Below are 25,077 nucleotides of genomic sequence, written 5' to 3' on the forward strand. Positions count from 1 at the left end.
TCAAGTCAGCGCCGCTTCAAGGCCTGAGATAGAGATAGCCCTGGCTTTGCAATTCGGCGAGCTTGACGACGCCGCCCTTGTCGGCGGCATGGAATCCGTCGAGCAGATCGGCGAGCGTAACGTCCATGCCGTGCATGGTGTTGCCGCAAGCGTGCGGGTCGAGCCCTTGCTGGACAAGACCGGTAAAGCGCCCCGAAATCGCGGCCGATATGCCCTTCGACTTGAAGGCGGCAAGGGCCGGACCATGCACGACCAGAGCGATCTCGACGTCGCCGCCGGTGCCCTCATAGTGGTTCTTGATGTTGCCGAGCACGAAATTGACCTTGTCGAGGTCGCTGAGGTGATAGGCGACCTTCAGCCTGGCTGGCTCGGTGGTCGCTGCCTGTACCGCCCGCAGGCCGAGAAGGGTTCCGGCTCCGGCGAGAACCGCGTGGAACATGTCACGTCGGCGCATGGCGTCCCCTTCCTGGCTTGCCGGCTCCCCGCGATTTGCGTGGCTCAAGCCGCAATACTAGCATAAATTGACGTTACGCCTGTCGATGCGGAGGAGGGGCACGTGGCGTTCAGGGAATGGAAGACGCTCGCCAGCGCCGGATTCGGCGTCGCACTGTTTGGCGGAGTTGTGGGTTCTGCTTTTGCCGATGATGCGCTCAAGCTCACCGAACTCAGCCCTAAAGGGGCGGACGCCTGCTTCGGCCGGGTCTATGACGCGGCGCACCTCAAGGCGCATCCGAAGCAGAAAGTGGCGCGGATTTTCTTCTACTACGGCCGTGATCCGGTCAGACGTCCGAATGAGGAACCGAGCGCGAATTCCGATACGTCCTACAATGGCTTCCTCACCACCACGGTGCGCGGTGCCAAGGCGCCGGAATGGGCCGGCGGCTGGTGCAATCACCAGTCCGAGGACGGCAAATCGGCCCCGATCCGCTGCGGCATGGATTGCGATCGCACGCTGGCGTCGCTGAAGGTCGACGACAAGGGCAGGCTGATCCTGTCCGATCTGTCGCCTGATATCTACCTCGATGCCGGTTCGGAAGAGGAACTCGGCACGGCTGAATACGACAGGCAAGCGCTCGGGTCGGAGGACGACAATTTCCGCCTCGACCCAATGCCGGCTGCCACCTGCAAGGCCGAGTTCGCACGCATCGATCCGATCGATCCGGCGCTCGGGGCGCCGTTGCGCGAGCGGTTCAAACCCGATCAGGCCTTCTGTTACGGGCGCGACTATGATGCGGCGCATATGAGTTCGCATCCCGGCCAACTGACGCAGTCGATCCGGGTGTTCCGCGGGCCGGTGGAACTGGCCTCCTTCGCCTCCGGGGGCGATGTCACGAACTGGCCCGACGGCGCCGACATCGCCGTCTCGATCGCCACACGGCAGAAGGGGGCCAAGATCACGCAGACCTATTCGTGCCAGGGCGAAGCCGACCAGTGGCGTTGTGCTGCGAGGTCGAAGATGAGCAATTTTTCCTGCGATATCGCGCAAAAGGAAATCTTCCTAAAGCGCGGCGCCCACGGCACCATCATGCTGGCCAATCCCAACAGCAGCCTGGCGGTTGTCGACCTGTGTTCGAAAGCCGCAGACGGCAAGACCAAGTCGGACGATAAGGTCTATCGGCTGGAGGCCATGCCGCAATCGGCCTGCGCGCCTTGAACACCGCTTCGTCATCCTATGGCGGAGCAAGGAGTGAAGCGACGCGGCGCAGACCATAGGATCCATGCCGCGCCCTGGAGGCGCCGCAACGGTACAGAATTCTGCTCCGCTGCAGCTCTCCTCACGCAAACGGCACGGCGGTCGTGCCCTTCGGCAGCTTGGCCTCGTCGTCGGGCTCGACATGGATTGTCACGCGCACCGAAGGAATGTCGGCCTTCAGCGCGTCCTCGATACGGTCGCAGATGATATGGCTGGCGCCGACCGACATGTCGGCATCGACGACCAGATGGAACTCGATGAAGGTGGCGCGGCCGGCGATGCGGGTCTTGAGGTCGTGCACCTCCATCGCGCCCTTGCAATTGGCCGAAATGATGTCGCGGATGCGCATGTGCTCCGCCGTGCCGACGGCCCGGTCCATCAGGCCGTTCATCGACGAGCCGATGACATGCCAGCCCTGCCACAGGATGTTGAGCGCGACGATGACGGCCAATGCCGGGTCGAGGATCTGCCAGCCGGTCAGGATTGCTCCGACCAGGCCGCCGAAGACGCCGACCGAGGTCACCACATCGGTCATGATGTGGTTGCCGTCGGCGACCAGCGCCGGCGATTTCTCGGCCCGGCCTGTGCGGATCAGCGTCCAGGCCCAGAAAGCATTGATGACGGTGGCGATGCCGTTGATCGCAAGGCCTTCCCAGGGCTGTTCGAGCGGCGCCGGCGTCTGCCAGGAGCGCCAGACCTCGCTCAGGATCAGAAGCGCGGCGACGACGATCAGCACGCCTTCGAGCACGGCCGAGAAATACTCGGCCTTGTGATGGCCGAAGGGATGATCCTGGTCGGCCGGCTTGTAGCTGACCTGGATCGCCCAGAAGGCCGCCATCGAGGCAATGACATTGACGATCGATTCCAGCGCGTCCGAATAGAGCGCGACGGATCCGGTCAGGTACCAGGCGGTGGCTTTGAGCGCGAGCACGACAAAGGCGACCACGATCGACCAGAAGGCAAGGTTGGCGACCTTGCGCTTCGCGGCGGCTTTCGCCGCGATCGCCATGCTGTTCTCGGCTTCGGCCATTACCGTCAGGCTGCCTTTTCCTTGGCCTTGCGCGGCAAATGCGCGACGATGTTCTCGATGATGCGCATGCCGGCATTGTGGCCGAGCGTCATGATCGATTCCGGGTGGAACTGCACCGCGGCGATCGGTTCCTTGCGGTGCTCGAAGGCCATGATGACGCCGTCCTCTGTCTCGGCGGTCACCAGGAAATCGTCCGGCAGGCGCACCGGATCGGCGAAGATCGAGTGGTAACGGCCGACGGTAACTTCCTTGGGCAGGCCGGAGAAGATGATGCCCGGCTTCGAGACGCGAATCCGCGACGGCTTGCCGTGCATGGGAATGTGCAACTGCCTGAGCTCGCCGCCATAGGCTTCGGCTAGTGCCTGCAGGCCGAGGCAGACGCCGAAGATCGGCAGGTCGCGGGCGCGCGCGCGTCTGATGGTCGCCGCGCAGTCGAAATCCTTGGGCGTGCCGGGTCCGGGCGACAGCACGACGAGGTCGGGCTTCAGCCGCTCGAAGACTTCCTCCGGCACCGGCGTGCGCACGGTCGAGACATTGGCGCCGGTCTGGCGGAAGTAGTTCGCCAGCGTATGCACGAAGCTGTCCTCATGGTCGACCAGCAGGATGTTGACGCCGTCGCCGACGCGCGCCGTGGTGCGCTCGGTGCTGGTCGAATTGCCCATCTTGGCGTCGCGGATGGCGGAGAGCATGGCGGATGCCTTCAGTTCGGTTTCGGCTTCTTCTTCCTCGGGAATGCTGTCGAAGAGCAATGTAGCGCCGGCGCGCACCTCGGCGATGCCGTCCTTAATGCGGATGGTGCGCAAGGTAAGCCCGGTGTTCATGTCGCCGTTGAAGTTGACCATGCCGATGGCGCCGCCATACCAAGCGCGCGGACTCTTCTCGTTCTGCTCGATGAAGCGCATGGCCCACAGTTTCGGCGCGCCGGTGACGGTGACGGCCCAGGCATGCGAGAGAAACGCGTCGAAAGCGTCCATGCCTTCGCGCAGCCGCCCCTCGATGTGGTCGACAGTGTGGATCAGGCGCGAATACATCTCGATCTGGCGGCGGCCGATGACGCGCACCGAACCTGGATCGCAGACCCGCGACTTGTCGTTGCGGTCTACGTCCGAGCACATTGTGAGTTCGGACTCGTCCTTCTTGGAGTTGAGCAGCTTGATGATCTGCTCGCTATCCGAAATGGCGTCGTCGCCGCGCTTGATGGTGCCGGAGATCGGGCAGGTCTCGACGCGGCGGCCATTGACGCGCACGAACATCTCCGGCGAAGCGCCGATCAGGTATTCGTTTTCGCCCAGATTGATGAAGAAGGAATAGGGCGACGGGTTGATCGACTTCAGCTTTCGCGAAATCTCGGATGGCTGCGTCTCGCAGCGTTCGTAGAACATCTGGCCGGGGACGACCTCGAACAGGTCGCCGCGCTTGAAGCTGTCCATCGCCCGGCGCACCAGATTGGCGTATTCGCCCGGCTCATGGTCGCCGCGCGGCGGGATGCGGTCTGCGGTCTTGAACGGCTCGGCGACCTGGTCGCGCGGCAGGCCTTCGGTCGAAAAACCCTCGCCCGCATAATCGTAACGGTCAGTCCAGGCCTTGGCCGAATAGTGGTCGACGACCAGGATCTCGTCGGGCAGGAACAGCACCAGGTCGCGCTGGCTTTCCTTGCGAACCAGCGTGTGGTCGACCGGGTCGAACTGGAAGGCAAGGTCGTAGCCGAAGGCGCCATAAAGGCCGAGATTGGCGTCCTCGGCCGTCTTGAACAGAGCGGTGATGGCGCGCAGCACGGTGAAGACGGAGGGAACGCGGCTGCGCTCCTCCTCGGTGAAGACACGGCCGGGCTTGGCGACGTCGAGGCGGATCAGCTTTTTCGTAGTCTCGGCGATCGTGACCTCGGCGAGACCATCCAGTGCCCTGCCGATGACAGGCAACAGCGCCTCGCCACGGCCGTTCAGCGCCTCGATGCGCATGGCGCGGCCGCGTGCCGAGATGACCAGCGGCGGATCGATGATGGCCGTATCCCAGCGCGTATAGCGGCCGGGATATTCGTAGTTGGAGGAAAACACCGCGCCGCGCCGCGAATTCAGCCCGTCGACATAGGTGTCGATCGCACCTTCATAGGGCCGGTCGTGGCGTTCGCGGGTGATGGTGATGCCACCCGCCGTCACGAAGCTTTCAGCGCCGTTTTCCAGAACCTTCAACGTCATTGCCGTCTCCACCAGCTACTTGGGCAACGGACCCGGGAATGGCTTTGAAAAACAAATGGCCGCCCGGACATTCCGTTGCGGCCACCCTCTATTTTCACGCGCACGCGTTCGAACAGGCCGCTGTCAGCAGGCCCACCACCAAATGGTCTTGGTCGAACGCATGTTCATGGCGATTCCCTTAGCGGCGATCGGGCGGCCGCGCAACTGGATTCGACGGAGTCTAATCCTCCAGCGTGCCCGACCTGGCATCGCTGCTCTTCCGGTCGCCGACCAGTTTCAACAGGTCTTCGCCGGCGCGGATGATGCGGCGCGAGCGGCGGGTCAGGATGATGCCGTCCTGCGGCGCGAACACTTCGGTGCGGCCATCGGCTTCGCCCGGAGCGTGGACAATGGTGGCGAGACGAGCGCCCCGGGTGACGCGGTCGCCGGGCTTGACGTCGTAAAGGACCGCGCCGCCCCGTGGTGCCGGCATCATATCGATGTTTTCCAGAGGTGCCGCGACACCCTTGAACGGGCCGGGTGCGGGCAGGGCGCTGTCGGATATCACGCCCCGCGCCGCCAGCAGCCGGTAGAGGCCTGCCGCGTCGGCCGAGGCAAGCGCGCCGTCGACATCGAGGATGCCGCGATATTCGACCGTGGTGGCGACGCGCCTGTCGAACTTCGCGATGTCGGCGGCGGCGTTCTGGTAGGGCATGATCGAGGCGCCCTCGAAGGTGCCGTCGGTGTCCTCGCTCCACAGCACCACGGCATCGACGCCCATGGCGGCGGCGCAATCGGCCATTCCAGGCCACAGGCTGGTGTGGACGTAGAGATAGGCAAGGCCCTCGTCGTCGCAATGCAGATCGAGCACGATGTCATGGCCGAGCGAGAGATGCACCAGCAGCGACTTCAGCCGCTGGTCGGCGCCGCCAAAAGTGGCGTCCGGCAGAAGCCTGGTATCGGGCGCGGCAAGCAGCGGAAAGCCGCGATTGAAGTTGGTGCGGGTGCCCAGATGAAAGCGGCCCTGGTGCTCGCCGAAATGATATTGCGCGCGGCCGATCGGGTTGACCCAGGGCACGATGGTGAGGTTGCCCCTGATGCGGCCTTCGGCCTCGGCCTTGTTCAGCCTCGGCATCAATGCATCGATGGCGACGACGCCAGGCAATTCGCCGGCATGGAGTGCCGCCTGCAGATAGGCCGAAGGCGCTGCCTTGTCGGCACCGGCGAAGCGGAACACCGGGAATTCGTAGGAAACGCCTTCGCTGTCCCCGGCGATGCGTTCAATCGATTTCTGCATGACGTCCTCCTTCAAGACCGAGAAGACATGCCCATTGGAGGGTGCCGATGTCGATTGGTCCAGCCCGCCGCGCCATGGGCGCAATAACAGTCTTTTGCCTTGGTGCATGTCGTTGTCCCAAAGCCGCTGCGCAGCCTCGGGTCAAGCCCGTGGGCATGCTTTTGGGCGACAGGCAGCTACTCGGCGGCAGGCTGGAGGGCGGCGATGGGCGCGCGCCGGTCCAGCGCCTGCGACAGCACCGCAACAGTAACCGCAATCAGGGCGAGCACCGCGCCGACCAGCGGCAAATTGGCATAGGAAACGCCTGATGACAGCGCCACGCCGCCGATCCAGGCGCCGCCGGCATTGCCGACGTTGAAGGCGCCCTGGTTCAGCGTGGCGGCAAGGTTCGGTCCTTCGGAAGCCGCCTCGACGACACGGATCTGCAGCGGCGGCACGACGACGAAGATGAGCAGACCCCACAGGAAGACGATGCCGATGGCAACGCTGGCGATCGCGCCGAACTGCATGAAGCCGACGAACAGCAGGGCCATCAGCAGCAAGGTGGCTATCACTGTCGGCATCAGTTTCCAGTCCGCCAGCCTACCGCCGATGATGTTGCCGATGGTCATGCCGGCGCCGAACAGCAAAAGCACCCAGGTGACCGCCGCGGTCGACAGGCCCGACACGTCGGTGAGGTAGGGTTTGATATAGGTGAAAACGGCGAACAGACTGGCCGAGGTCAGCGCAGCGATCAGCATCGCCAGCCACACCTGCAACTTGCCGAGCACGCGGACTTCGGCGCGCAGACCGCCGCCGCTCGGCTCGGTCACATCCGACGGCACCAGCCAGGCGATGGCCGCGACCGAGATCAGGCCGATGCCGACCACGGCCAGGAAGGTGGCCCGCCAGCCGAAGGCTTCGCCGAGTGCGGTGCCGGCCGGAACGCCGAGAATGTTGGCGAGCGTCAGGCCGGCGAACATCAGCGCGATGGCACTGGCGCGCTTGTTGCGGGGCACCAGGCTTGCGGCGACGACCGAGCCGATGCCGAAAAAGGCGCCGTGGCCGAAAGCGGTGAAGACGCGCGCAGCCATCAGCAGCCAGTAATTGGGCGCGATGGCGCAGAAGAGATTGCCAACGACGAAGAGCGCGGCAAGCCCGACCAGCACGGGCTTGCGCGGCAAATGCGCGGTGGCCATCGCAACGATGGGCGCGCCGAAGACGACGCCCAGTGCGTAGCCGGTGACCAGCAGGCCGGCGGCGGGGATCGTCACGCCGAGATCGGCCGCGACCTCCGGCAGCAGGCCCATGATGACGAATTCGGTAGTGCCGATGCAGAAGGACGCAATGGCAAGCGCAAGGATCGGCAAAGGCATGGGAGGTCCAGACTGAATCGGTTCAATCTGGAGACTGCGCGAGGATCGCTGCTGGGCGCAACAGACATTGCCGCAATGCAGCAATGCAGAAATCGTGGAGCGCATTGGAAACGAGCGCCGGGGCGTCCGTAGGGCGGCTCGGCGATTCTACCAACGCCGAACCACTCCTGTCTCAGGCCAGCGGCTTCACTTCCTGGGCTATCGTCGGCAGCAGCTCAGAAACCGTCGGATGGATGTGCATCGCGCGCGCCAGCGTGTCGACCGGCGCCTTGGCGTACATCAGGTCGAGCACGCAATGCACTGCCTCGTCGCCGCTGGGGCCGAGCACCGAGCAGCCGAGGATTTCCCTGCTGTCGGCATCGACGAGGATCTTCATGAAACCCTGCGTCTCGCCCTTTTCGACGGCGCGGCCGACGCGGGTCATCGGTCGCTGGCCGACCAGGGCGCGACGTCCGGATTTCCTCACAGCGGCCTCGGTCATGCCGCAACGGCCGAGTGGCGGGTCGATGTAGAGCGCGTAGGCCTCGATGCGGTCGCTGACCTTGCGCGGATCATTGTCGAGCAGATTGGCGGCGACGATCTCATAGTCGTTGTAGGAGGTGTGGGTGAAGGCGCCCTTGCCGTTGCAGTCGCCCATCGCCCAGATGCCTGGCACGCTTGTGCGCAACTGGTCGTCGACGACAATCGCGCCGCGTCCGTCGACCTCGACGCCCGCCTTGTCGAGACCGAGATCATCGGTGTTGAGCGTTCGGCCCAGCGCCAGCAGCACATGCGATCCGATCGCGGGCGGCTTGCCGACGGAGAAGGTCACGGCAATATCCCCACCGTGTTTGGCGAAGCCGATGTTGTCGGCGCCGACATGGACCGCGATGCCTTCGTTTTCGAGGATCGACAGGATGGCGGCCGAGACGTCCTCGTCCTCACGGCCGGTCAGGCGCGGGCCCTTTTCGATGACGGTGACTTCCGAGCCGAAGCGGCGGAACATCTGCGCGAATTCGAGCGAGACGTAGCTGCCGCCGACGACGACGAGGTGGCGCGGCAAAACGTCGAGATCCATCATCGAGGAATTGGTCAGATAGTCGATGTCGCGGATGCCGGGCAGATCCGGCACCGAGGCGCGGCCGCCCGTATTGAGGAAGATCTTTTCGGCGGTCAAAAGGTCGTCGCCGACGCGCACCGTATTGGCGGATACGAAGCGTGCATGGCCGCGATAGAGCGTGCAGCCTTTCATACCGGCGATCCATGTCTCCAGATTGCCACGGGCGTCGTTGGTAACCTTGTCCTTGCGCGCTTTGATCCGGGGATAATCGACCCCCACGGGGCCTGGGAGCGTCACGCCATAGTCGGCGGCGCGCCGCGCCAGATGCGCGGCATAGGCGCTGGCGACCATGGCCTTGGTCGGCATGCAGCCGGTGTTGACGCAGGTGCCGCCGACCAGCTTGCGCTCGATCAGCGCCACGCTCATGCCCGCGGCCGTCAGGCGGCCCGCCAAGGGCGGCCCTGCCTGACCAGCGCCGATGATGATGGCGTCGAAGGTTTTCGCAGTCATGCCGTCGCCGCCACGATCAGCAGGCCGCCGACGATCGCCACCGCGTCCTCGATGAAGGCAGCGGGCGGGTCCTTGCCGAAAGCTGCCGCCAGCCGGCTGCGCGCTTCGGCACCACCCAACGTGCCGATGACCGCGCCGATGGCGCCGGCGATCAGGCAGACGATGGTGGCGCCGCCGGCCGCGCCGAGCACCGCGCCAGAGAACGCGCCGAGCAGGATGCGGCCGCCGAACTGCTGCGGCACTTTACGGCTTGGCGTCGACGGCAGCTGGTCGGTGACCAGTTCGACGATGGCCAGGATGGTGAAGATGCCGACAGCGGCCCAATGGCTCATGAAGCTCGCCCAGGTGCCGGCAACCGGCAGCCAGCCGAGATAGGCACCCCAGGCGACGGCGGCAGGTGCCGTCATGGCGCGCAGGCCGGCTATGACGCCGATCAGGAGTGCAAGAATGTAGAGCATGGTCGCCCCCTCGATCCCGAGCCGGAACAGCCCTGAAACGGCAGGCTACCATAGGCCGGATATTTGGCTAGGCCGTAGACTCACGCACAGGGGATTGAGGCGAGTAAGAGCCAATGCTTCAGTTGGCTGGAGCGTTGACAGCAAATTGCGCGGCGAAAGCCCTGATATAAGCGGGCCGAGCTTCCCCGCGCGCCACATAGGCGGCCAGGTTTTGGTATTCGTCCAGAATGCCTGACATTCTCAGTCGCAGCAGTACCGACACCATCAGGAAATCGCCGGCGCTGAACGCACCATCGAGCCAGTCGGCGACACCCAGGTGAGCCGAGAGACTGTCCAGCCGGGCGCGAACACGGTCCTTTACCAGCGGCAAGCGCGCCTCGCTCCAGGGCTTGTCAACTTCGAATATCCTTGCCGTGGTCAATTCGAGGATCGGCGGCTCGACGGTGTTCAGTGCGGCAAACATCCACGTGATCGCGCGGGCGCGGGCATTGCGACCCTTCGGCAGCAGGCCCGCATGCTGTTCGGCAAGATGAAAGACGATCGAGCCGGTCTCGAACAGCGAGAGAGAACCGTCCTCATAGGTGGGGATCTGCCCGAAGGGTTGGATGGCCAGATGTTCGGGCGCTTTCATCCCTGCGAAGGAAACAAAACGAACCTCATAGGGCTGCCCACCTCTTCGAGCGCCCAGCGAACGCGGGTATCGCGCGCCAGCCCCTTGCCGCCATCGGGCGATCGTTCAAATGCCGTGATGGTGATGGTCATCGGTCGTTTCCCTTCTTGGGCGAATTTCTTCGGCTTCGTATCGAGGACGAATGAGTTACCCGGAAATCGACAGCGGTCTTGAACTTTTTCGTTGCCGGGCGCGGATCGCGAATGCCCGCTTGCGATCAAGGTCGTGACGGCACGGTGGCCAATTCCGTGAAGCCGCGTATCCTGGTCTATAGGTTCACGTCAGTCCTTGCCTCGGCGCTGTTTCGCGATGATGTCAAACGGAGGCACTGCCATGGTTCAGAGCGAACGTGCGAAGATGGCGGCCGGCGAATGGTATACATGCCTGGATAACGATCTTGGCGCGTTGCGCGGCTTGGCCGCGGATGCCGTGTTCGAGCACAATACGCTCCCGCCCCGTCAACGCGGGAACCTCGGGCCAGCCCTGCGGACACTGCTGGGCGGCGTGGGCGAGGAGGTCCGCATCGAGGCGCCGTTTCATTGTGCCTACGGTTTCAATCTCTTCCTCGGCGACGGCGTCTTTCTCAATGCCGGCTGTACCATTCTCGACACCGCGCCGGTGCGCATCGGCAAAGGGACGCTGCTTGGCCCCAATGTGCAGATTTATTGCGCCGAACACCACAAGGAGCCGGCAGGGCGGCAGGCGGGACTGGAGATCGCCAGGCCGGTCACGATCGGTGAGAATGCCTGGATCGGCGGCGGCGCGACCATCCTTGGCGGTGTCAGCATCGGCGAAGGCGCCATCGTCGGCGCCGGGACCGTGGTGACGCGCGACGTGGCGGCGAACACGACCGTGGTCGGCAATCCGGCGCGGGTGCTCAGTCGGGGCTGAGTGCGCTTGCGTGCCCAATCGATGCAGCCGGGAGGTGTGGCACGCGCTCGCCGACATCGGCCCGCCTGGAAAATTCACGCCGATATTGCGCCGGCGACGTTTTCAGTCTCGCGGAAAAGTGCTGGCGCAAAGACGTGGCGCTGCCGAAGCCGGCCTCGAAAGCCACGACGTCCATCGATTTTTCCGTGGCTTCCAGCAACCGCTGCGCCAATTCGATGCGCTGGCTGGTCAGCCAGTCGCCAAAACTGGTGCCGATCGATTTCTGGAAGCGGCGGGTGAAAGTGCGCCGTGTCAGGCCGGCGGCTTCGGCGACGCTGTCGAGGCTGTGCGTTTCGCCAAGCGCCGCGCGAACCGCGTCGAGCGCCTCGGTGAAACGGTCGGCATTGGCGCTTTTTGCCACCGGGCGCTCGATGAACTGCGCCTGTCCGCCCTGCCGGTGCGGCGAAAGCACGACGTGCCGGGCGAGCCGCAGCGCCGCCTCCGCGCCATAGCGGGCGCGCACGATGTGCAGGCAGCAGTCGAGCCCGGCGGCGACGCCGGCGGAGGTGACGATGTCGCCATCATCGACATAGAGCACGTCCGCGTCGACTGAAATGTCGGGATGAAGGGCCCGCAACCGGTCGGTATAGGCCCAATGCGTGGTCGCCTTCCGTTCAGAGAGCAGGCCGGCGGCGGCGATGGCAAAGGTGCCGAGACACAGGCCCACGATCAGCGCGCCGCGCCGATGGGCGCGACCGAGCGCTTGCTCGAGCGGTTTGGCCAGAGGTGCTTCGAGGTCCTTCCAACTCGGGATGATGACGATATCGGCGTCTTCGAGCGCGGCAAGCCCGTGCGAGACCAGGATGCTCAGCCCGGCATCGGTCCGGATCAGCCCTTCCTCGACCCCGCAGACACGGAAGTCGAAGCGTGGCAGGCCGAGGTTGCTGCGGTCCGCGCCGAACACCAGGCAAGGCACGGAGAGATGGAACGGGCTGATGCCGTCGAAGGCGAGGACGGCGATGATGGGAGCACTCATGGGACGTTTCCACTGTGAAGGTGGATTGTCCCAATTCTTTCGGATGATGTCAATCGGGCCACTGTTGGCACCTAAGCCACCACGTTATTTTCGGCCCATCGCATTCAAGCCTGAAAGGAAACATCATGTCTGACCCAGCCAACACCGCGCCGCGCCGCGCGCTCGTCGTCATCGACGTCCAGAACGACTATGACGGTGGCAATTTGGCCATCCAGTATCCGCCGTTCCGCGACAGCGTCGTCAACGTGGCGCGCGCCATGGACGCAGCCGCCGCTGCCGGCATCAAGGTGGTGGTCGTCAAGCAGATGGCGCCCGAGACCTCGCCGATCTTCGCCAAGGGCAGCCATGGCGGCGAACTGCATCCCGAGATCGCTAGGCGTCGTCGCGACCATTATGTCGAGAAAAATTTGCCGAGCGCCTTTACCGGCTCCGATCTGGAGGCCTGGCTGCGCGCCAATGCCGTCGATACGATCGCGGTCGTCGGTTACATGACGCATAATTGCGACCTGTCGACCATCATCCACGCCGTGCATATGGGTTTTGCCGTCGAGTTCCTGTCCGACGCGACCGGTTCGGTGCCCTACGCCAACAGCGCCGGCTACGCCTCGGCCGAGGAGATCCATCGCGTGGTGAGCATAATCCTGCAGTCGCGCTTCGCCGCCGTGCTCAAGACCGCCGAGTGGGTCGACTGTCTGAAGACCGGCGCACTGCCGCAACGCGACACGATCCATGCATCCAACCAGCGGGCGCTGGCGCGCAGCGCTGCGTAGGACGACCCGCAAACAGAAAGGGCGCCGCGGCGATGCGGCGCCCTTTCTTGATTGTTGGGACAAAAGATCAGAACAGGCCTTCGATCTGGCCGGCCTCGTTGAGGAAGATCTTCTCCGACGACGGCTTGCTTGGCAGGCCAGGCATGGTCATGACCTCGCCGCAGATGATGACGACGAAGCCCGCGCCGGCCGAAAGCCTGACCTCGCGCACCGGCACGGTGTGGCCGGTCGGCGCGCCGCGCAGGTTCGGATCGGTCGAGAAGGAATACTGGGTCTTGGCCATGCAGACCGGGAGGTTGCCGTAGCCGGCCTGCTCCCAGGCGTGCAACTGGTCGCGCACCGACTTGTCGGCGATCGCTTCGGAGCCGCGATAGATGCGCTGGACGATGGTGTTGATCTTCTCGAACAGCGGCATCGCGTCGGGATAGAGCGGCGCGAACTGCGACGCGCCGGATTCGGCAAGCGCCACCACCTTGTTGGCGAGCTCCTCGATGCCCGCCGAGCCATTGGCCCAGTGCTTGCACAGGATAGCCTCCTCGCCCATCGAGGCGACATAGTCCTTCATCGCCTGGATCTCGGCGTCCGTGTCGGAATAGAAGTGGTTGATGGCAACCACCGCCGGCACGCCGAACTGGCGGATGTTCTCGATGTGGCGGCCGAGATTGGCGCAGCCCTTCTTCACCGCCTCGACGTTTTCCTTGCCGAGGTCTTCCTTCTTGACGCCGCCATTCATTTTCATGGCCCGAACGGTGGCGACGATGACGGCCGCCGCCGGCTTCAGACCCGCTTTGCGGCACTTGATGTCGAAGAACTTCTCAGCGCCCAGATCAGCGCCGAAGCCGGCTTCGGTGACGACATAGTCGGCGAGCTTCAGCGCCGTCGTGGTGGCGACGACCGAGTTGCAGCCATGCGCGATGTTGGCGAACGGACCGCCATGCACGAAGGCCGGGTTGTTCTCCAGCGTCTGCACCAGGTTGGGCTGCATGGCGTCCTTCAAAAGCACGGCCATGGCGCCATCGGCCTTGAGGTCGCGGGCAAAGACCGGTGTCTTGTCGCGGCGATAGGCGACGATGATGTCGCCGAGGCGCTTTTCCAGGTCCTTCAGGTCGGTGGACAGGCACAGGATCGCCATCACTTCCGAGGCGACGGTGATGTCGAAGCCGGCTTCGCGCGGAAAACCGTTGGCGACGCCGCCGAGCGAGCTGATGATTTCGCGCAACGCCCGGTCGTTCATGTCCATGACGCGGCGCCACACGACGCGGCGGGTGTCGATGCCGAGCTCATTGCCCCAGTAGATGTGGTTGTCGATCAGCGCCGACAGAAGGTTGTGGGCGGTGGTGATGGCGTGGAAGTCGCCAGTGAAATGGAGGTTCATGTCCTCCATCGGCACGACCTGTGCGTAACCGCCGCCGGCGGCACCGCCCTTGACGCCGAAATTCGGGCCGAGCGAAGCCTCGCGGATGCAGACGATCGCCTTCTTGCCGATGCGGTTGAGACCGTCGCCGAGGCCGACGGTGGTGGTGGTCTTGCCTTCGCCGGCCGGGGTCGGGTTGATGGCGGTGACCAGGATCAGCTTGCCGTCCTTGTTTCCCTTCACCGACTTGATGAACTCGGCCGAGATCTTGGCCTTGTCGTGGCCGTAGGGCAGCAGATGCTCGGTCGGGATGCCGATCTTCTGGCCGATCTCCTGGATCTGCTTTTTCCTGGCGCCACGCGCGATCTCGATGTCGGACTTCACTTCGGCCATGACGGCGTTCCTCTGGATTGGACGGTGGAGGGGACGGGGTTGATCTCACTCGCAAGAAGGCTGGAGCCGGACGCGCGGGCATCTAACCCTGTCGCTGCGGCGGCGTCAACTTTCATGCAACTATGTTTCCTATAGAGAAAATTCCTCTGCGGCGGACCGACCTGTTCCCGGTTCTTTTGGCTCCGCTTGCCGCGCCGTATAGAAGCCAGAGCAGGGGCGCTTCCGCCGTCTCAAAACAGCCGCACAATGCACGGAATGCGACAGACGCGACGGCGCAAATTCGCCATCGCATGGGTTGCCACTGAACAGCGCTACTGCGTCAGCACGTTGCTGATTTCGACCATATTGGAGCGCACCCGCAGGATGTAGAAGCCCATCGTCGTCAGATGGGTCGGCAGCAGCCAGCCGTCCTCGCGACCGTTGGCGATGATGAAGGGCTGGATACGCAGGGCCGACACGAACTGCGCGTCCATCGTGTCCCACAGGCTCTGCAGGTGCTTTTCCTTGATGACGTCCTCGAAATCGGCCTGGGCGCCCTTCATCAGGCCGTAATAGGCATAGAGCTGGCCATAGGCGAACCAGTAGCGGTCGTCGGCACGGAAATCGAACCAGCCATTGTTGTGGTTCTCGGCGCGTTCCTTGAGGATGGCCGATGTCGAACCGATGTCGCTGGCGATGCGATCTATATATTGCTTCAGATTGTCCGCGCGCGCATCGAAAGTCGCCTGGCAGGTGGCGAGACGAGCGTTGAAAGAACGCAGATTGCTCATCGCGCGCCGATACATGCTGGGCGTGGTCGCGGTCATGCCGTTGCGGCTGATATACCAGATGGACTCGTCGTACTGCAGCTGACCACGAGCATCCTGGAGATTGGTATCGATCTGCGAGGTGGTGCGCACACGGCCGAGGTTGTCTGCAAGCTCGGTGGCTGTGCGCCGCACCGCCTGATTGATGCCGCGCTGGAACGAAGCCTTGTTGTCCATCCATGGCGTGTTGTCCCAGTCGATGCCGAACAGGCCGAGCTTGTAGAGGACCATCGACGACACCCAGGCATTCTGGTTGACGTTGAAGTCGATCAGGTCGGCCGCCACCTGGGCGATGCCGGAATTGCCGCAGGTCTTTGCCGTGTCGGTGCCGGCGCCGGCGGCGACCTGCTCACCGGCGGAAACGTTGCGCTTCTCGAAAGTATAGGTATCCGGGTAGTTCGGGTTGAACTTGTTCCACCACTGGGTGGCGTAGAAGAAGTTGGCGTAGAGGCCGATGAGCACCAGGACGGCAAGGCCGACTATCGCCTTGAGGATCCAGCCGCGCTGTGTGTACCACCGGCCGGCCCACATGAAGGGCCACAGGATCACGCCGATCACAAGGCCGATGCCGCGGCCGATCCACTGGAAAATCCGGGTGAAGAAATTCACGATCGGATCGAGCATGGCTGTATCACCCCCTCAACATGATGCCAAAAAGTTGCGGACTTTTTGGATAACATCGTGCACCAAAACAACAAGTTAGAACGGAATGGCGGTTCATTTCGTTCTAGTCGGTCAGGCCGTAGAGGCGTGTGCGAAACGCCACCTTGTCCTTCAAATATGTGGTTTTCAGAACGTCCACAACATGCGATCGCCAGGCGTCGCTGAAGCCGTCATAGTCCTTGTAGAAGCCGTCCTTGTTGAAGATGTAGCGCGAGACGAAGTCCGACGGCACGAAATCCGAGATCAGCCGGTTGGTCAGCCAAGCGTCGGGATGGTCGGGCCTGGCGCGGACCACCAGAAAGCGCTGCTGCGGGATGACATCGTCGATCTTGAGGTGGCCGAGCTGGGCGATCTCGCGCTTGGCGGCATTGAGGAACGGGAAATTCCCGTCCGAGGTGATCAGGTCGGCGTGGCTCTGGATCCAGGTCTGCAGCCAGACCTTGTCGACATCTGTCAAATTGCGGTCCGGCTCGGCGTCGCGGATCAGCGCGCGCACCACCATTTCGGCACGGTGCTCGAGATAGCCAGAGGTCTCGATCCAGGAGGCGCGCGGGAGTTCGACGCGGCCGGTGGCGGCCAGGAATTTAAACACCTTGTCGGCGTCCCTGATCGAGAGATAGCTCACCTGCCAGGGCCGCGAGCGGCGGAAGCCGGGGGCGGCCGGATCGCTGATCACCGTCGTCATGTCGGGATCGACAAAGACGTAGAGCCCGCCGAAATGGCTGGTCCAATAGGCGTTGTGGCGGAAGATCACCTGGTCCGGCACCAGCGCGTTCTCGCGGATATCGCCGCAGACCTTGGCGAGCTCGACCATGCGGGTCAGCATGGCATTGTCGCGCCAGGCGTCGGGCTCCTGCTTCAGCCGGTCGACGAGCTTGCCGAGTTCGGCGGCCTTGCCCAGCACGTCCTCCGCCGACAGCACCTTGAACTCGACCTGGTTGATCGACAGCAGATCCTCGATGTCGTTGACCTTGGGAACGGAATCCTCGATCTCGCCGTAGATGACGTCCTTGATGGTCAGCGCGTCGATGGCGCGCTGGTTCCTGGACATGAACTCGAACATCAACTGCGAGGTGTTGGAGAAGGCGGTGTGCACCACCGGCAGGTCGATCTGCGAGGGCGTCAGGATGATGAAACGGCGGTTGACCTCATTGGGATCGAGATAGTCATAGTCGCCACACTCCTCGGCCACTTCGGGCGAAAAGCCGGTGCGGTCGATCTGGAAGCTCTTCAGCTTGGTGGGCTCGAGGCCGAAAGCGGCCAGCGCCTTGTTGTAACGCTGGATGAGATGCGCCTCGTCGACGGTGAGCAAACGACGGTAGATGAGTTCGTTGTCGCGAAGGAGGTCGGGTTTTTTGCTCATCTTGCCTTCTCCCCGTTCACGGGGAGAAGGTGCCCGAAGGGCGGATGAGGGGCGGCGCAAACGCTCATCATCTCGTCTCCGAGATCGAGGGCAGAAACGTCACGTCGGTGCCAATCATCTTCTTGTGCAGCCGACCATCGAGTGCCGCAACGATCGTATCCAGTACGCTCCTACGGCCGGTCAAAACATCAGTGTGCCAAACCCTTAATACCGACCAACCATTCCTGTTCATCGTCTCATCCCTGTATCGATCAGAGGATCGATTTGCATGCTGGCTTCCATCGACTTCCACAACGAGGTTGGCTTCGCGGCAGGCGAAGTCGGCAAAATATGGACCGATCGGCAGTTGGCGAATGAATTTGTGGCCGTTCAATCTTCGCCCACGCAGTTCATGCCACAGTTTTTCCTCGGCATCGTTGTCGACTTTTCGAAGCTCGCGGGCTCTTGCCACCTTGGGCTCGTTTCCACCACGCATGGCGCTGCCCCTCATCCGCCCTTCGGGCACCTTCTCCCCGTGAACGGGGAGAAGGAAGAAGAGCGCCCCTCACGCATTCCACATACCCTTCTTCTTCATCTCCTCCATCTCACGCGCAGCGCGTTCGCGCAGCCTTGCGTCACGCAGCAGTTTTTCGACCGCGGCGTCGTCGGACTTGTCGGAATAGCGGAACTCGGAATCGGCGTAACGGTTGATCTCCTGCATGACCATGTCCATCGAGAACGGGCCGCGCAGTTCCTCGATCATCGCTTTCTTGTCGTCGTAGCTCTTGTGCATGAAGGCTTCCGGCTTTTCGAACCAGTCGTCGGGAAGCTCGATGTCCATGGCGCGCATCTTGATGGCGTCGGTGACGTTCTTGATGGCGCGGCCGGTGAAGCGCGGTTCGGCGTCCTTGATCAGGTGCAGGTAGGTGCCGATGTCGGCCATGGTCCTGGGCGCGCCGTTTTCCTTCATGTAGCGTTCATAGACACGCATCAGCCCGTCCTCCTGCGGCTCTTCGTGCGCCTCATAGGCTTCGGTCACGGCGCGCTGGATTTCCTGCGCGGCGTAGAGCTCGTGCTTGCCCAGAGGGATCCCGTGGTTCTTGCCGGCGAGCAGCACGAAGATGTCGATATAGTCGTCACGCGTCTGCGGCCCGTCGACCAGCCAGCGGGCGCCGGCGCGCTGGCGCAGCGCGTCGTCGACATTCTCGGGATAATTGGAAAACATGCCGAACGAGCAATTGCCGCGCACCACGGTGGCGGCACCGGCGAAGGCATCCATCAGCACGCCGGTGATCTCCTGCTGGCCCGCCGAGGCGCGATCGTCGGAGCGTCTAGCGGCCACCTGGTCGATGTCGTCGATGGTGCCGAAGCCGATGACGCGCGGGTTCAAGACATTGTTGATGAACTGGCGGCAGTTCTGGCCCGACTTGCCCTGGTAGGAGGAAATCTGGTCGACGCCGAAATTCTCATAGGCGAAGGGATAGCCGGCGACCTGGCAATAGCCGTTGACGAGACCGGCGATCATCTGGATCAGTGTCGTCTTGCCGGTGCCGGGCGCGCCGTCGCCGATGAAGGTGAACAGGAAGCCGCCGAGTTCCACGAATGGGTTCAGCTCACGCTCGAAATCATAGGCCATCAGCATCTTGGCGAGCTTGACCGACTGGTATTTGGCGATGTGGTTGCCGACGACCTCTTCCGGCGTCTTGAAGGTCATCACCAGCGGCTTGGAGCGCTTGCCCGGCGCGACGTCGAAGCCGTCGAGGGTGAAGTCGTCGGCGTCGATGCGGATATGGGCGTTCTCGAACGGGCCGATGCCGTCGAAGCGGGCTTTTCGCGCTAGGAGGCCGTCGATGGCGACGCGGGCGAAGGCGCGCGCACGGGTCATCAGATCGGTATCGTCCGTCGAGCCCGATATCGCCTTGTCGAGGCCGGCCAGGATCGATTTCACCGCATCCTGGGGTGTGTCGAAGAGGAAGTCCGGCTCGGGGATGTCGTTCGGCGCCTCGCCGTCGCTGTCGATGAGTTGGAACACATAGGAGGCAAGGCTGAAGGCCGAGATATAGGCCGAGGCCGACAGAAGCTTCTTGAAAGTCGCGGCGTCATCGCCTTCGAGCGGCGCGCGCACATTCCGCGCCTGCAGGCTTTCGAGATCGGAGCCCTCGGCGAATATGTCGGATATGGCAAGCGCAATGGCCGCGCCGCGCCGGGCGCGGAAAAGCAGCGTGTGCTGCGGGATGGAGAGCAACTGGTCGTCGGGATGGACAGCGGCAACCGTCTTCGACAGCTCGACTTCGCGCGTGCGGCGCACCGAGCCGACCGAGACGGTGGAGACGAAGCGCCGGTTGGTGCCGGCAAGCGCCGTGCCGGATTCGTGCGAGGGATCCTCCAGCACCACGATACGGGTGATGAAGCTCTGCGCGGTGGCACGGTGCTTTTCGATAGCCGCTTCCGGGATGGTGGTCAGGCCAGTGTCCATGAAGGGTGCTCCGTGGTGTGGCGGTCAGACATCCGATATCACCTGCCCATTCGACAGGATGTGAACCTTGTAGCCGGCAAAGATCTTTTGCGCTTCCCCGGCTGCGTAGAGCGCCTGGTAGGCTTCGTGCGGGATCAGCGCGTGGTTTTCGTAGCTCGACACGCCCTGGCGCGCGGCCTCGAGATCATCGGTGTTGATGAAGAATTCCTCGGACGACGGTTCGCTCGACCACAGGCCCTTGCGGCCTGGTTTCTCCCCTTTCGAGTAAACCTCTTGAATGGTCCAGGTCAGCAGCCAGGCATTGTCGGGCTTGCGCACCTTGGCCAGCACCTCGGCGACGACGGAATTGTTTTCGGTGACGCCGGCCGAGTAGAAAGGACCGAGCACCACGCGCCTCAGCTGCTTTGGATGCAGGTCGGGGAAATCCTTGTCGAGGTTGACGGCAATCGTTGCCGGCGACAGTGTATAGGCCGAGTTCTTCTCGGTGAAATCATCGAAGCGGTGGGCCAGCTCCGGATTGAGCAGTCCGTCGACAGGCAAGGGAACATCGACCTTGTCGTTGAGCTTGTCCTTGTCGACGAGCTGGCTGACCATGCTTGCCGAGGAATCCTCCACCGTCACCATGTAGACCAGCGGCAGGTTGGCGCTGCCGTCGAAGGTCGCCCAGTGGACCAGATAATAGGGCCGCGCCGTCTTCGGATTGACCGACACCTTGGCAGTCTGCGCCAGCGTGAACGGACCGAAGGTCTGCTCGCTCTTGACGTCCTCGAGATAGAGCCGCTCGGCCATCGATTTCTGCAGCGCCTCGGGAAACTGCTTGTGGCGCAGGATGAAGTCGGCCATCTCCTCGCGCAGTTCGCCGGCCTGGGGAATGTTGGCGAGCCGGCTGTCTGCCTGGCGGCGGTCGTTTTCCAGTTCGAGCAAGTTCTGGAACACCGGGTAGCCGCTGTCGGCGCGCGAAATGCGGAACGTGTCCATGAAGCCCAGCCGGTTGCGCCAGCAGGAGAAGGACTTGTCGAGTCGGGCGATGTATTCGGCAACGATCTTGGCGACGATGCCGTGTCGGTAAAGCGGCGAGCGGTCGTCGCGCATGAACACTTCAAGGCCGCCGAGCGCGGCCGTGATTGCCGAGAAATACCGTGCCGCCGCGTCGTTTTCGGGGGTCATGCTTTCAGCTCTGCTATTGTCGCACCGGTGCGCGCGGCAATTACGACTGCACGTAGTTGGCCGAATTGTGCTTCTTCAGCACCTCGTCGAAGCGGCGGGCGAAGGCGTCGTCGGCGAGCTTCTTGCGGCGCTGGATGTCGGCGCTGGCCACCATGTTCTTCTCGTGCATCTCCAAGAGGTCGCCGATGTGCTTTTGCGAGGCGGCGCCGATGCCGGCCATGGTTTCCTCGGCCGTGTTGTCGACCTGGCTGCCCAGCGTGTTGATCTTGTGGGCGACGTCCTGCTGCGCGGCGGTCTTCAAGGAATCTTCCAAAGCCTTGTAAAGCACGATACGCTGTTCGGTATCGATGGTCAGCTTGTTGATCAGCGTCGACTGCGCCGCGATCTGGTTGTTGAGCGAATCGACAAAGGTCTGGAACATCGAGGTGTAGCGCTCCAGCGTCTGGCTTTCGGCCAGCAGTTCCTGCTCCTTGGCCTGTTTTTCATTGTATTCGGTGGCCAGCTTGGAACGTTCGCCCTCGAGCTGCGTGCGGTCCTTCTGGCTGGTCGACGCGGCGATCCTGTTTTCGATGTCGAGCAGCATCGGATTGAGCTCCTCGATGCGCTTCTGCACGGTTTCGAGGTTGATCATGGTGGTCTTGCGGCGCTCGATAACCTGCGACAGGCTGGCCTCGGAGGTCTTGTAGCGCTGATCTAGGACCTCCTTCTGCGCCTTCAATATGCCGACGATGGTGTCGGACTTGGCCAGCAGTTCCTGCAGGTTGCCGGCGAGCGACATGTTGCGCACGCGGTCGGTGCGCATGCGCTGCTTGCGCTGCGCTGAAAAGACGCCGACGAAATTTTCCCAGCCGGTGTAGTTCTTCATGCTCTCGAACTCGGCGCCGAAGACATTGGTGGCGTCCTCGAGCCCGATGATCAGGTCGGCGATGTTGCCTTCCATCACCTTCTGCTGCTTCAGCACATCCTCGATGCGGGCGTTCTCGATGTCGAAATTGGCGTCGCCGATCTTCTTGTCGGCGGTTGCGAGCGTGTCGAGCACGGTGCCGGACTGCTCGATCTTGGTGCGCATGTCCTGGACGACCTGCCTGGTCCTGGCAATTTCGGCATCGAAATTCTGCAATGTCGCCATAGGGCCCTCCCGCTTCGGCTTCCGCTCGCTGGTTGCGAACAGCGGCGAATATATGTGGGGTACCAGGGGATTGAAAGACGTGAAGACAGTGCGCGTCGCGAAAACAAATATCCGGCCGAACCCTTGAAAGGCAATGGAGCCGTGGTCATGGCGCGATCAATTGGCCGGCCAAGCCTGGTTCAACTGATTTTGAACTTTCATGCCGGCAAAGCAATCAGTCGACGCCGAGGCGGATGGCTCCGAAAACTCGACAACAACTGATCCTTGCCGCCCCACAGGCGGGGCAAGCCGGTCCGCCGCACTCCGGACGGCGTCTGCTCAGGGCTTGGGATCGGCCTTCAGATACGCAATGACATTGGCGATGTCGTCGTCATTGCCCAGGCCGCTGAAGGCCATCCTGTTGCCCGGCACTTTCAGCTTGGGCGATCTGAGGTATTCGGCAAGATTTGCCTCGTCCCAGACGAGACCGGCAGCACCCGCGCTCTTCATGGCATCCGAATAATGGCCGAGGAAGCTTTCGGCGGTTCCCGCGGTGCGACCGATGAGGCCCATCAGATGCGGGCCGACCTTGTCGCGGTCCGTCGCCGCCTCATGGCAGGCCATGCACCGGTTGAAAACATGTTTGCCCAGCACAGGATCGCCACCGGCCCGGGCGGCAACGGAAGTAGCAAGCAAAACAAGGCTGGCGGACAAGACGGCTCGAAGCATGGCTGACCCCGGAGAGTTCTGGCTGAGGGCGGGAAAATAGGGCGCCGACCTTAACAAAGGCAACATGGAATGGCGCGACTGCAAGAGGTGGCAGCCGGCTGCTCCGCCGACGTTCAGCGGGCCTTCGTTTCAGCCGCCGACAAAGCCGATGAAGTCGTCGGCTGTCGCGCGGCCCATCTCCTCTTCCCAGTGGCGGCGGCAGAGCGAGACATAGACGTCCTTGCCGATCGCCACCTGTTCGCCCTGGCGGGCCACCTTGCCGTCGGGACCGAGGCGCACGACCATCGTCGCCTTGCGGCCGCAGCGGCAGATGGTGCGCACTTCGCGCAGATCGTCGGCGATCGCCAGCAGCGCGCGCGAGCCGGGAAACAGCTTGCCCTGGAAATCGGTGCGCAGGCCGTAGCACATGACAGGGATGTTCAGCCGGTCGGCGATGCGAGCAAGCTGCCAGACCTGTTCTTCCTCCAGGAATTGCGCCTCGTCGACGAAAATGCAATGCACCGCCGTGTGCTGGTGACGCTCGGTGACGCGGGCGAACAGGTCGTCGCCGTCGCGAAACATCTCGGCTTCGGTCTCCAGCCCGATGCGCGACGAAATCAGGCCGGTGTCGCCTTTGCGGTAATGGCCGGCGACGAACAGCATCGTCGTCATGCCGCGCTCGCGGTAATTGTACGATGCCTGCAACAGCATGGTCGTCTTGCCGGCGTTCATCGTCGCGTAGTGGAAGTAAAGCTTGGCCATGCCGCCCTTTAAGGTCTGTTCATATTCAGGTGAGGCCGGCCTGCAAAAGGCGGTTCCTGCGCTTCCGGTGCTCGCGTACTCAAAGTACGCTCCGCTCCGGTTCTCGGTGCCCACCATTTTCGGCACGGCCTGACCTGAATCTAAACTGACCTTAAGCCGACTTGCCGCCGCGCGGGGAGGGGCCGCCGCCGCATTCCCCTGAAAAAGCCGCCGTTGCCGAGGCGGATTGCGCTTGGGTTTGGCACGGAAAGCGTCAGCGGTGTCGCTGATTGGCCAGCCTGCGCCGTTGATCGTGATTGTCTTAGTGCTTGAAACCACTCCAGAATGGTGTTTGGCTGACGAAACAAGGCGGACACAAGACCGTAACTTCGCTTCGCCAAAGAATCGAAATGGGAGAATACAGATGTCGCGTATGAATTCCTTCGTCGCCGGCCTAGGCTTGGCGGCTTTCCTGTCTACGAGTGCCGCCTTCGCCGGCGATCCGGCAAGCTGCAAGGCGGTGCGTCTTTCCGATGTCGGCTGGACCGACATCCAGGCCACCACCGGGCTGGCCTCCGTGCTGCTCACGGCGCTCGGCTACGAGCCGCAGGTGATCCAGCTGTCGGTTCCGGTGACCTATGCGTCGCTGAAGAACAAGGACCTCGACGTTTTCCTCGGCAACTGGATGCCGTCGATGACCAATGACATCAAGGATTACACGGCCGACGGTTCGGTCGAGACCGTCAGCCAGAACCTGGCCGGCGCCGGTTACGGCATCGTCGTGCCGACCTATGTGGCGGATGCCGGCGTCAAGTCGCTTACCGACCTCGGCAAGTTCAAGGACAAGTTCAACGGCAAGATCTACGGCATCGAGGCCGGCAATGACGGCAATCGCATCATCCTCGACATGATCAAGAACCCGAAGGACAATCTCGACGGGTTCGAACTGGTCGAATCCTCGGAGGCCGGCATGCTGACGCAGGCCGAGCAGTCGATGAAGAACAATGAGTGGATCGCCTTCCTCGGCTGGACGCCGCATCCGGTGATGGGCGCCATGAAGATCACCTATCTCGACGGCATGGGCGATAGCGGTTTCGGCGCGGCCACCGTCTCGACCAATGTGCGCAAGGGCTACATGACCGAGTGCCCGAACGCCGGCAAGTTCATCGCCAACCTGAAGTTCAATCTGGATATGGAAGGCCAGATGATGGACGCCATCCTGAAGGGCAGCGATGCCAATAAGGTGGCAACCGACTGGCTGAAGAAAAATCCGGACGCGGTCAAGCCCTGGATCGCCGGCGTGACCACCTTCGACGGCGGCGACGCGGCGGCGGCGGTCAAGACCGCGCTCGGGAGCTGAGCCGACTTTGATTTCGGCGTGACCGAAATAGAAGGGCAGCCGCTGGAAAAGGCTGCC

21 protein-coding genes and 1 pseudogene are annotated in these 25,077 nt (G+C 63.0%); 4 read left to right on the forward strand and 18 right to left on the reverse strand.

Annotated elements, in window-relative coordinates:
• Nucleotides 1-16: 16 nt before the first annotated feature.
• The gene (locus tag LB543_RS16345) at nucleotides 17-454 is read right to left on the reverse strand and encodes a DsrE family protein (protein WP_224614786.1); all 438 of its coding nucleotides are present in this window, start codon (nucleotides 452-454) and stop codon (nucleotides 17-19) included.
• Nucleotides 455-556: 102 nt separating this feature from the next.
• On the opposite strand from LB543_RS16345, the gene LB543_RS16350 reads away from it, so the two are divergent.
• Complete coding sequence (locus tag LB543_RS16350; protein ID WP_224614787.1) at nucleotides 557-1,654, forward strand: hypothetical protein; 1,098 nt, start codon at nucleotides 557-559, stop codon at nucleotides 1,652-1,654.
• Nucleotides 1,655-1,775: 121 nt separating this feature from the next.
• Here the strand turns inward: LB543_RS16350 and LB543_RS16355 are convergent, their stop codons facing one another.
• The 7 genes and pseudogenes from LB543_RS16355 to LB543_RS16385 all read right to left on the reverse strand — a co-directional run bounded on the left by LB543_RS16355 (nucleotide 1,776) and on the right by LB543_RS16385 (nucleotide 10,318).
• Nucleotides 1,776-2,723, reverse strand: coding sequence for a cation diffusion facilitator family transporter (locus LB543_RS16355; protein WP_318012966.1), 948 nt, complete (start codon nucleotides 2,721-2,723; stop codon nucleotides 1,776-1,778).
• A 5-nt stretch (nucleotides 2,724-2,728) separates the two neighbouring features.
• Entirely contained in the window at nucleotides 2,729-4,918 is a 2,190-nt protein-coding gene (locus tag LB543_RS16360; RefSeq protein WP_224614788.1) for an anthranilate synthase, read from the reverse strand.
• Nucleotides 4,919-5,138: 220 nt separating this feature from the next.
• The gene (locus LB543_RS16365) at nucleotides 5,139-6,194 is read right to left on the reverse strand and encodes a succinylglutamate desuccinylase/aspartoacylase family protein (RefSeq protein WP_224614789.1); all 1,056 of its coding nucleotides are present in this window, start codon (nucleotides 6,192-6,194) and stop codon (nucleotides 5,139-5,141) included.
• 176 nt (nucleotides 6,195-6,370) lie between these two features.
• Nucleotides 6,371-7,549 (reverse strand): MFS transporter, encoded by a 1,179-nt coding sequence (locus LB543_RS16370; protein WP_224614790.1) that lies wholly within the window; start codon nucleotides 7,547-7,549, stop codon nucleotides 6,371-6,373.
• A gap of 172 nt (nucleotides 7,550-7,721) precedes the next feature.
• Nucleotides 7,722-9,098 carry an FAD-containing oxidoreductase gene (locus LB543_RS16375; protein ID WP_224614791.1) on the reverse strand — a complete coding sequence of 459 codons (1,377 nt, stop codon included), beginning with the start codon at nucleotides 9,096-9,098 and terminating at the stop codon, nucleotides 7,722-7,724.
• Entirely contained in the window at nucleotides 9,095-9,556 is a 462-nt protein-coding gene (locus LB543_RS16380) for a DUF4126 domain-containing protein (protein WP_224614792.1), read from the reverse strand. Before LB543_RS16380 ends, LB543_RS16375 begins: the two co-directional genes overlap by 4 nt.
• A gap of 118 nt (nucleotides 9,557-9,674) precedes the next feature.
• A pseudogene (locus tag LB543_RS16385) lies at nucleotides 9,675-10,318 on the reverse strand (glutathione S-transferase family protein).
• A 241-nt stretch (nucleotides 10,319-10,559) separates the two neighbouring features.
• Here LB543_RS16385 and LB543_RS16390 point away from each other — a divergent pair.
• Nucleotides 10,560-11,117, forward strand: coding sequence for a sugar O-acetyltransferase (locus LB543_RS16390; RefSeq protein ID WP_224614793.1), 558 nt, complete (start codon nucleotides 10,560-10,562; stop codon nucleotides 11,115-11,117).
• Here LB543_RS16390 and LB543_RS16395 read toward each other — a convergent pair.
• Nucleotides 11,104-12,132, reverse strand: a complete 1,029-nt coding sequence (locus LB543_RS16395; protein ID WP_224614794.1) for a GlxA family transcriptional regulator — start codon at nucleotides 12,130-12,132, stop codon at nucleotides 11,104-11,106. The genes LB543_RS16390 and LB543_RS16395 overlap by 14 nt on opposite strands.
• A 125-nt stretch (nucleotides 12,133-12,257) precedes the next feature.
• Between LB543_RS16395 and LB543_RS16400 the strand changes: the two genes are divergently transcribed.
• Nucleotides 12,258-12,902, forward strand: a complete 645-nt coding sequence (locus LB543_RS16400) for a cysteine hydrolase family protein (RefSeq protein WP_224614795.1) — start codon at nucleotides 12,258-12,260, stop codon at nucleotides 12,900-12,902.
• Nucleotides 12,903-12,969: 67 nt separating this feature from the next.
• On the opposite strand, the gene LB543_RS16405 is transcribed toward LB543_RS16400, so the two are convergent.
• The 9 genes from LB543_RS16405 to LB543_RS16445 form a co-directional block, all read right to left on the reverse strand.
• The gene (locus LB543_RS16405) at nucleotides 12,970-14,649 is read right to left on the reverse strand and encodes a formate--tetrahydrofolate ligase (protein WP_140758514.1); all 1,680 of its coding nucleotides are present in this window, start codon (nucleotides 14,647-14,649) and stop codon (nucleotides 12,970-12,972) included.
• A gap of 311 nt (nucleotides 14,650-14,960) precedes the next feature.
• Nucleotides 14,961-16,079, reverse strand: coding sequence for a DUF2333 family protein (locus LB543_RS16410; protein WP_140758513.1), 1,119 nt, complete (start codon nucleotides 16,077-16,079; stop codon nucleotides 14,961-14,963).
• 103 nt (nucleotides 16,080-16,182) lie between these two features.
• Nucleotides 16,183-17,481, reverse strand: a complete 1,299-nt coding sequence (locus tag LB543_RS16415; protein WP_224614796.1) for a DUF6638 family protein — start codon at nucleotides 17,479-17,481, stop codon at nucleotides 16,183-16,185.
• A 67-nt stretch (nucleotides 17,482-17,548) separates the two neighbouring features.
• Nucleotides 17,549-17,956: an endonuclease domain-containing protein gene (locus tag LB543_RS16420; protein ID WP_140758511.1), complete on the reverse strand. Its 408-nt coding sequence runs from the start codon at nucleotides 17,954-17,956 to the stop codon at nucleotides 17,549-17,551.
• 69 nt (nucleotides 17,957-18,025) lie between these two features.
• Nucleotides 18,026-19,936, reverse strand: a complete 1,911-nt coding sequence (locus LB543_RS16425; RefSeq protein WP_224614797.1) for an AAA family ATPase — start codon at nucleotides 19,934-19,936, stop codon at nucleotides 18,026-18,028.
• 24 nt (nucleotides 19,937-19,960) lie between these two features.
• Complete coding sequence (locus tag LB543_RS16430; RefSeq protein ID WP_140810425.1) at nucleotides 19,961-21,103, reverse strand: hypothetical protein; 1,143 nt, start codon at nucleotides 21,101-21,103, stop codon at nucleotides 19,961-19,963.
• Between the two features lie 40 nt (nucleotides 21,104-21,143).
• Nucleotides 21,144-22,232 (reverse strand): hypothetical protein, encoded by a 1,089-nt coding sequence (locus LB543_RS16435; RefSeq protein ID WP_224614798.1) that lies wholly within the window; start codon nucleotides 22,230-22,232, stop codon nucleotides 21,144-21,146.
• Nucleotides 22,233-22,550: 318 nt separating this feature from the next.
• Complete coding sequence (locus LB543_RS16440) at nucleotides 22,551-22,940, reverse strand: c-type cytochrome (protein WP_224614799.1); 390 nt, start codon at nucleotides 22,938-22,940, stop codon at nucleotides 22,551-22,553.
• Nucleotides 22,941-23,069: 129 nt separating this feature from the next.
• Entirely contained in the window at nucleotides 23,070-23,681 is a 612-nt protein-coding gene (locus LB543_RS16445) for a thymidine kinase (RefSeq protein WP_140758506.1), read from the reverse strand.
• 403 nt (nucleotides 23,682-24,084) lie between these two features.
• On the opposite strand from LB543_RS16445, the gene LB543_RS16450 reads away from it, so the two are divergent.
• Complete coding sequence (locus tag LB543_RS16450) at nucleotides 24,085-25,020, forward strand: choline ABC transporter substrate-binding protein (protein WP_140810420.1); 936 nt, start codon at nucleotides 24,085-24,087, stop codon at nucleotides 25,018-25,020.
• Nucleotides 25,021-25,077: the final 57 nt, after the last annotated feature.

It is taken from the genome of Mesorhizobium sp. ESP7-2, from assembly GCF_020164715.1.
Classification (GTDB): Bacteria; Pseudomonadota; Alphaproteobacteria; order Rhizobiales; family Rhizobiaceae; genus Mesorhizobium.

Bases quoted from the DNA above. Each gene is read 5' to 3' on its own strand.
- LB543_RS16445 (WP_140758506.1), bottom strand. From the start codon at position 23,681: ATGGCCAAGCTTTACTTCCACTACGCGACGATGAACGCCGGCAAGACG.
- LB543_RS16440 (WP_224614799.1), bottom strand. From the start codon at position 22,940: ATGCTTCGAGCCGTCTTGTCCGCCAGCCTTGTTTTGCTTGCTACTTCC.
- LB543_RS16425 (WP_224614797.1), bottom strand. From the start codon at position 19,936: ATGGACACTGGCCTGACCACCATCCCGGAAGCGGCTATCGAAAAGCAC.
- LB543_RS16370 (WP_224614790.1), bottom strand. From the start codon at position 7,549: ATGCCTTTGCCGATCCTTGCGCTTGCCATTGCGTCCTTCTGCATCGGC.
- LB543_RS16375 (WP_224614791.1), bottom strand. From the start codon at position 9,098: ATGACTGCGAAAACCTTCGACGCCATCATCATCGGCGCTGGTCAGGCA.
- LB543_RS16365 (WP_224614789.1), bottom strand. From the start codon at position 6,194: ATGCAGAAATCGATTGAACGCATCGCCGGGGACAGCGAAGGCGTTTCC.
- LB543_RS16450 (WP_140810420.1), top strand. From the start codon at position 24,085: ATGTCGCGTATGAATTCCTTCGTCGCCGGCCTAGGCTTGGCGGCTTTC.
- LB543_RS16395 (WP_224614794.1), bottom strand. From the start codon at position 12,132: ATGAGTGCTCCCATCATCGCCGTCCTCGCCTTCGACGGCATCAGCCCG.
- LB543_RS16380 (WP_224614792.1), bottom strand. From the start codon at position 9,556: ATGCTCTACATTCTTGCACTCCTGATCGGCGTCATAGCCGGCCTGCGC.
- LB543_RS16360 (WP_224614788.1), bottom strand. From the start codon at position 4,918: ATGACGTTGAAGGTTCTGGAAAACGGCGCTGAAAGCTTCGTGACGGCG.
- LB543_RS16415 (WP_224614796.1), bottom strand. From the start codon at position 17,481: ATGAGCAAAAAACCCGACCTCCTTCGCGACAACGAACTCATCTACCGT.
- LB543_RS16390 (WP_224614793.1), top strand. From the start codon at position 10,560: ATGGTTCAGAGCGAACGTGCGAAGATGGCGGCCGGCGAATGGTATACA.
- LB543_RS16410 (WP_140758513.1), bottom strand. From the start codon at position 16,079: ATGCTCGATCCGATCGTGAATTTCTTCACCCGGATTTTCCAGTGGATC.
- LB543_RS16345 (WP_224614786.1), bottom strand. From the start codon at position 454: ATGCGCCGACGTGACATGTTCCACGCGGTTCTCGCCGGAGCCGGAACC.
- LB543_RS16355 (WP_318012966.1), bottom strand. From the start codon at position 2,723: ATGGCCGAAGCCGAGAACAGCATGGCGATCGCGGCGAAAGCCGCCGCG.
- LB543_RS16430 (WP_140810425.1), bottom strand. From the start codon at position 21,103: ATGACCCCCGAAAACGACGCGGCGGCACGGTATTTCTCGGCAATCACG.
- LB543_RS16400 (WP_224614795.1), top strand. From the start codon at position 12,258: ATGTCTGACCCAGCCAACACCGCGCCGCGCCGCGCGCTCGTCGTCATC.
- LB543_RS16420 (WP_140758511.1), bottom strand. From the start codon at position 17,956: ATGCGTGGTGGAAACGAGCCCAAGGTGGCAAGAGCCCGCGAGCTTCGA.
- LB543_RS16435 (WP_224614798.1), bottom strand. From the start codon at position 22,232: ATGGCGACATTGCAGAATTTCGATGCCGAAATTGCCAGGACCAGGCAG.
- LB543_RS16405 (WP_140758514.1), bottom strand. From the start codon at position 14,649: ATGGCCGAAGTGAAGTCCGACATCGAGATCGCGCGTGGCGCCAGGAAA.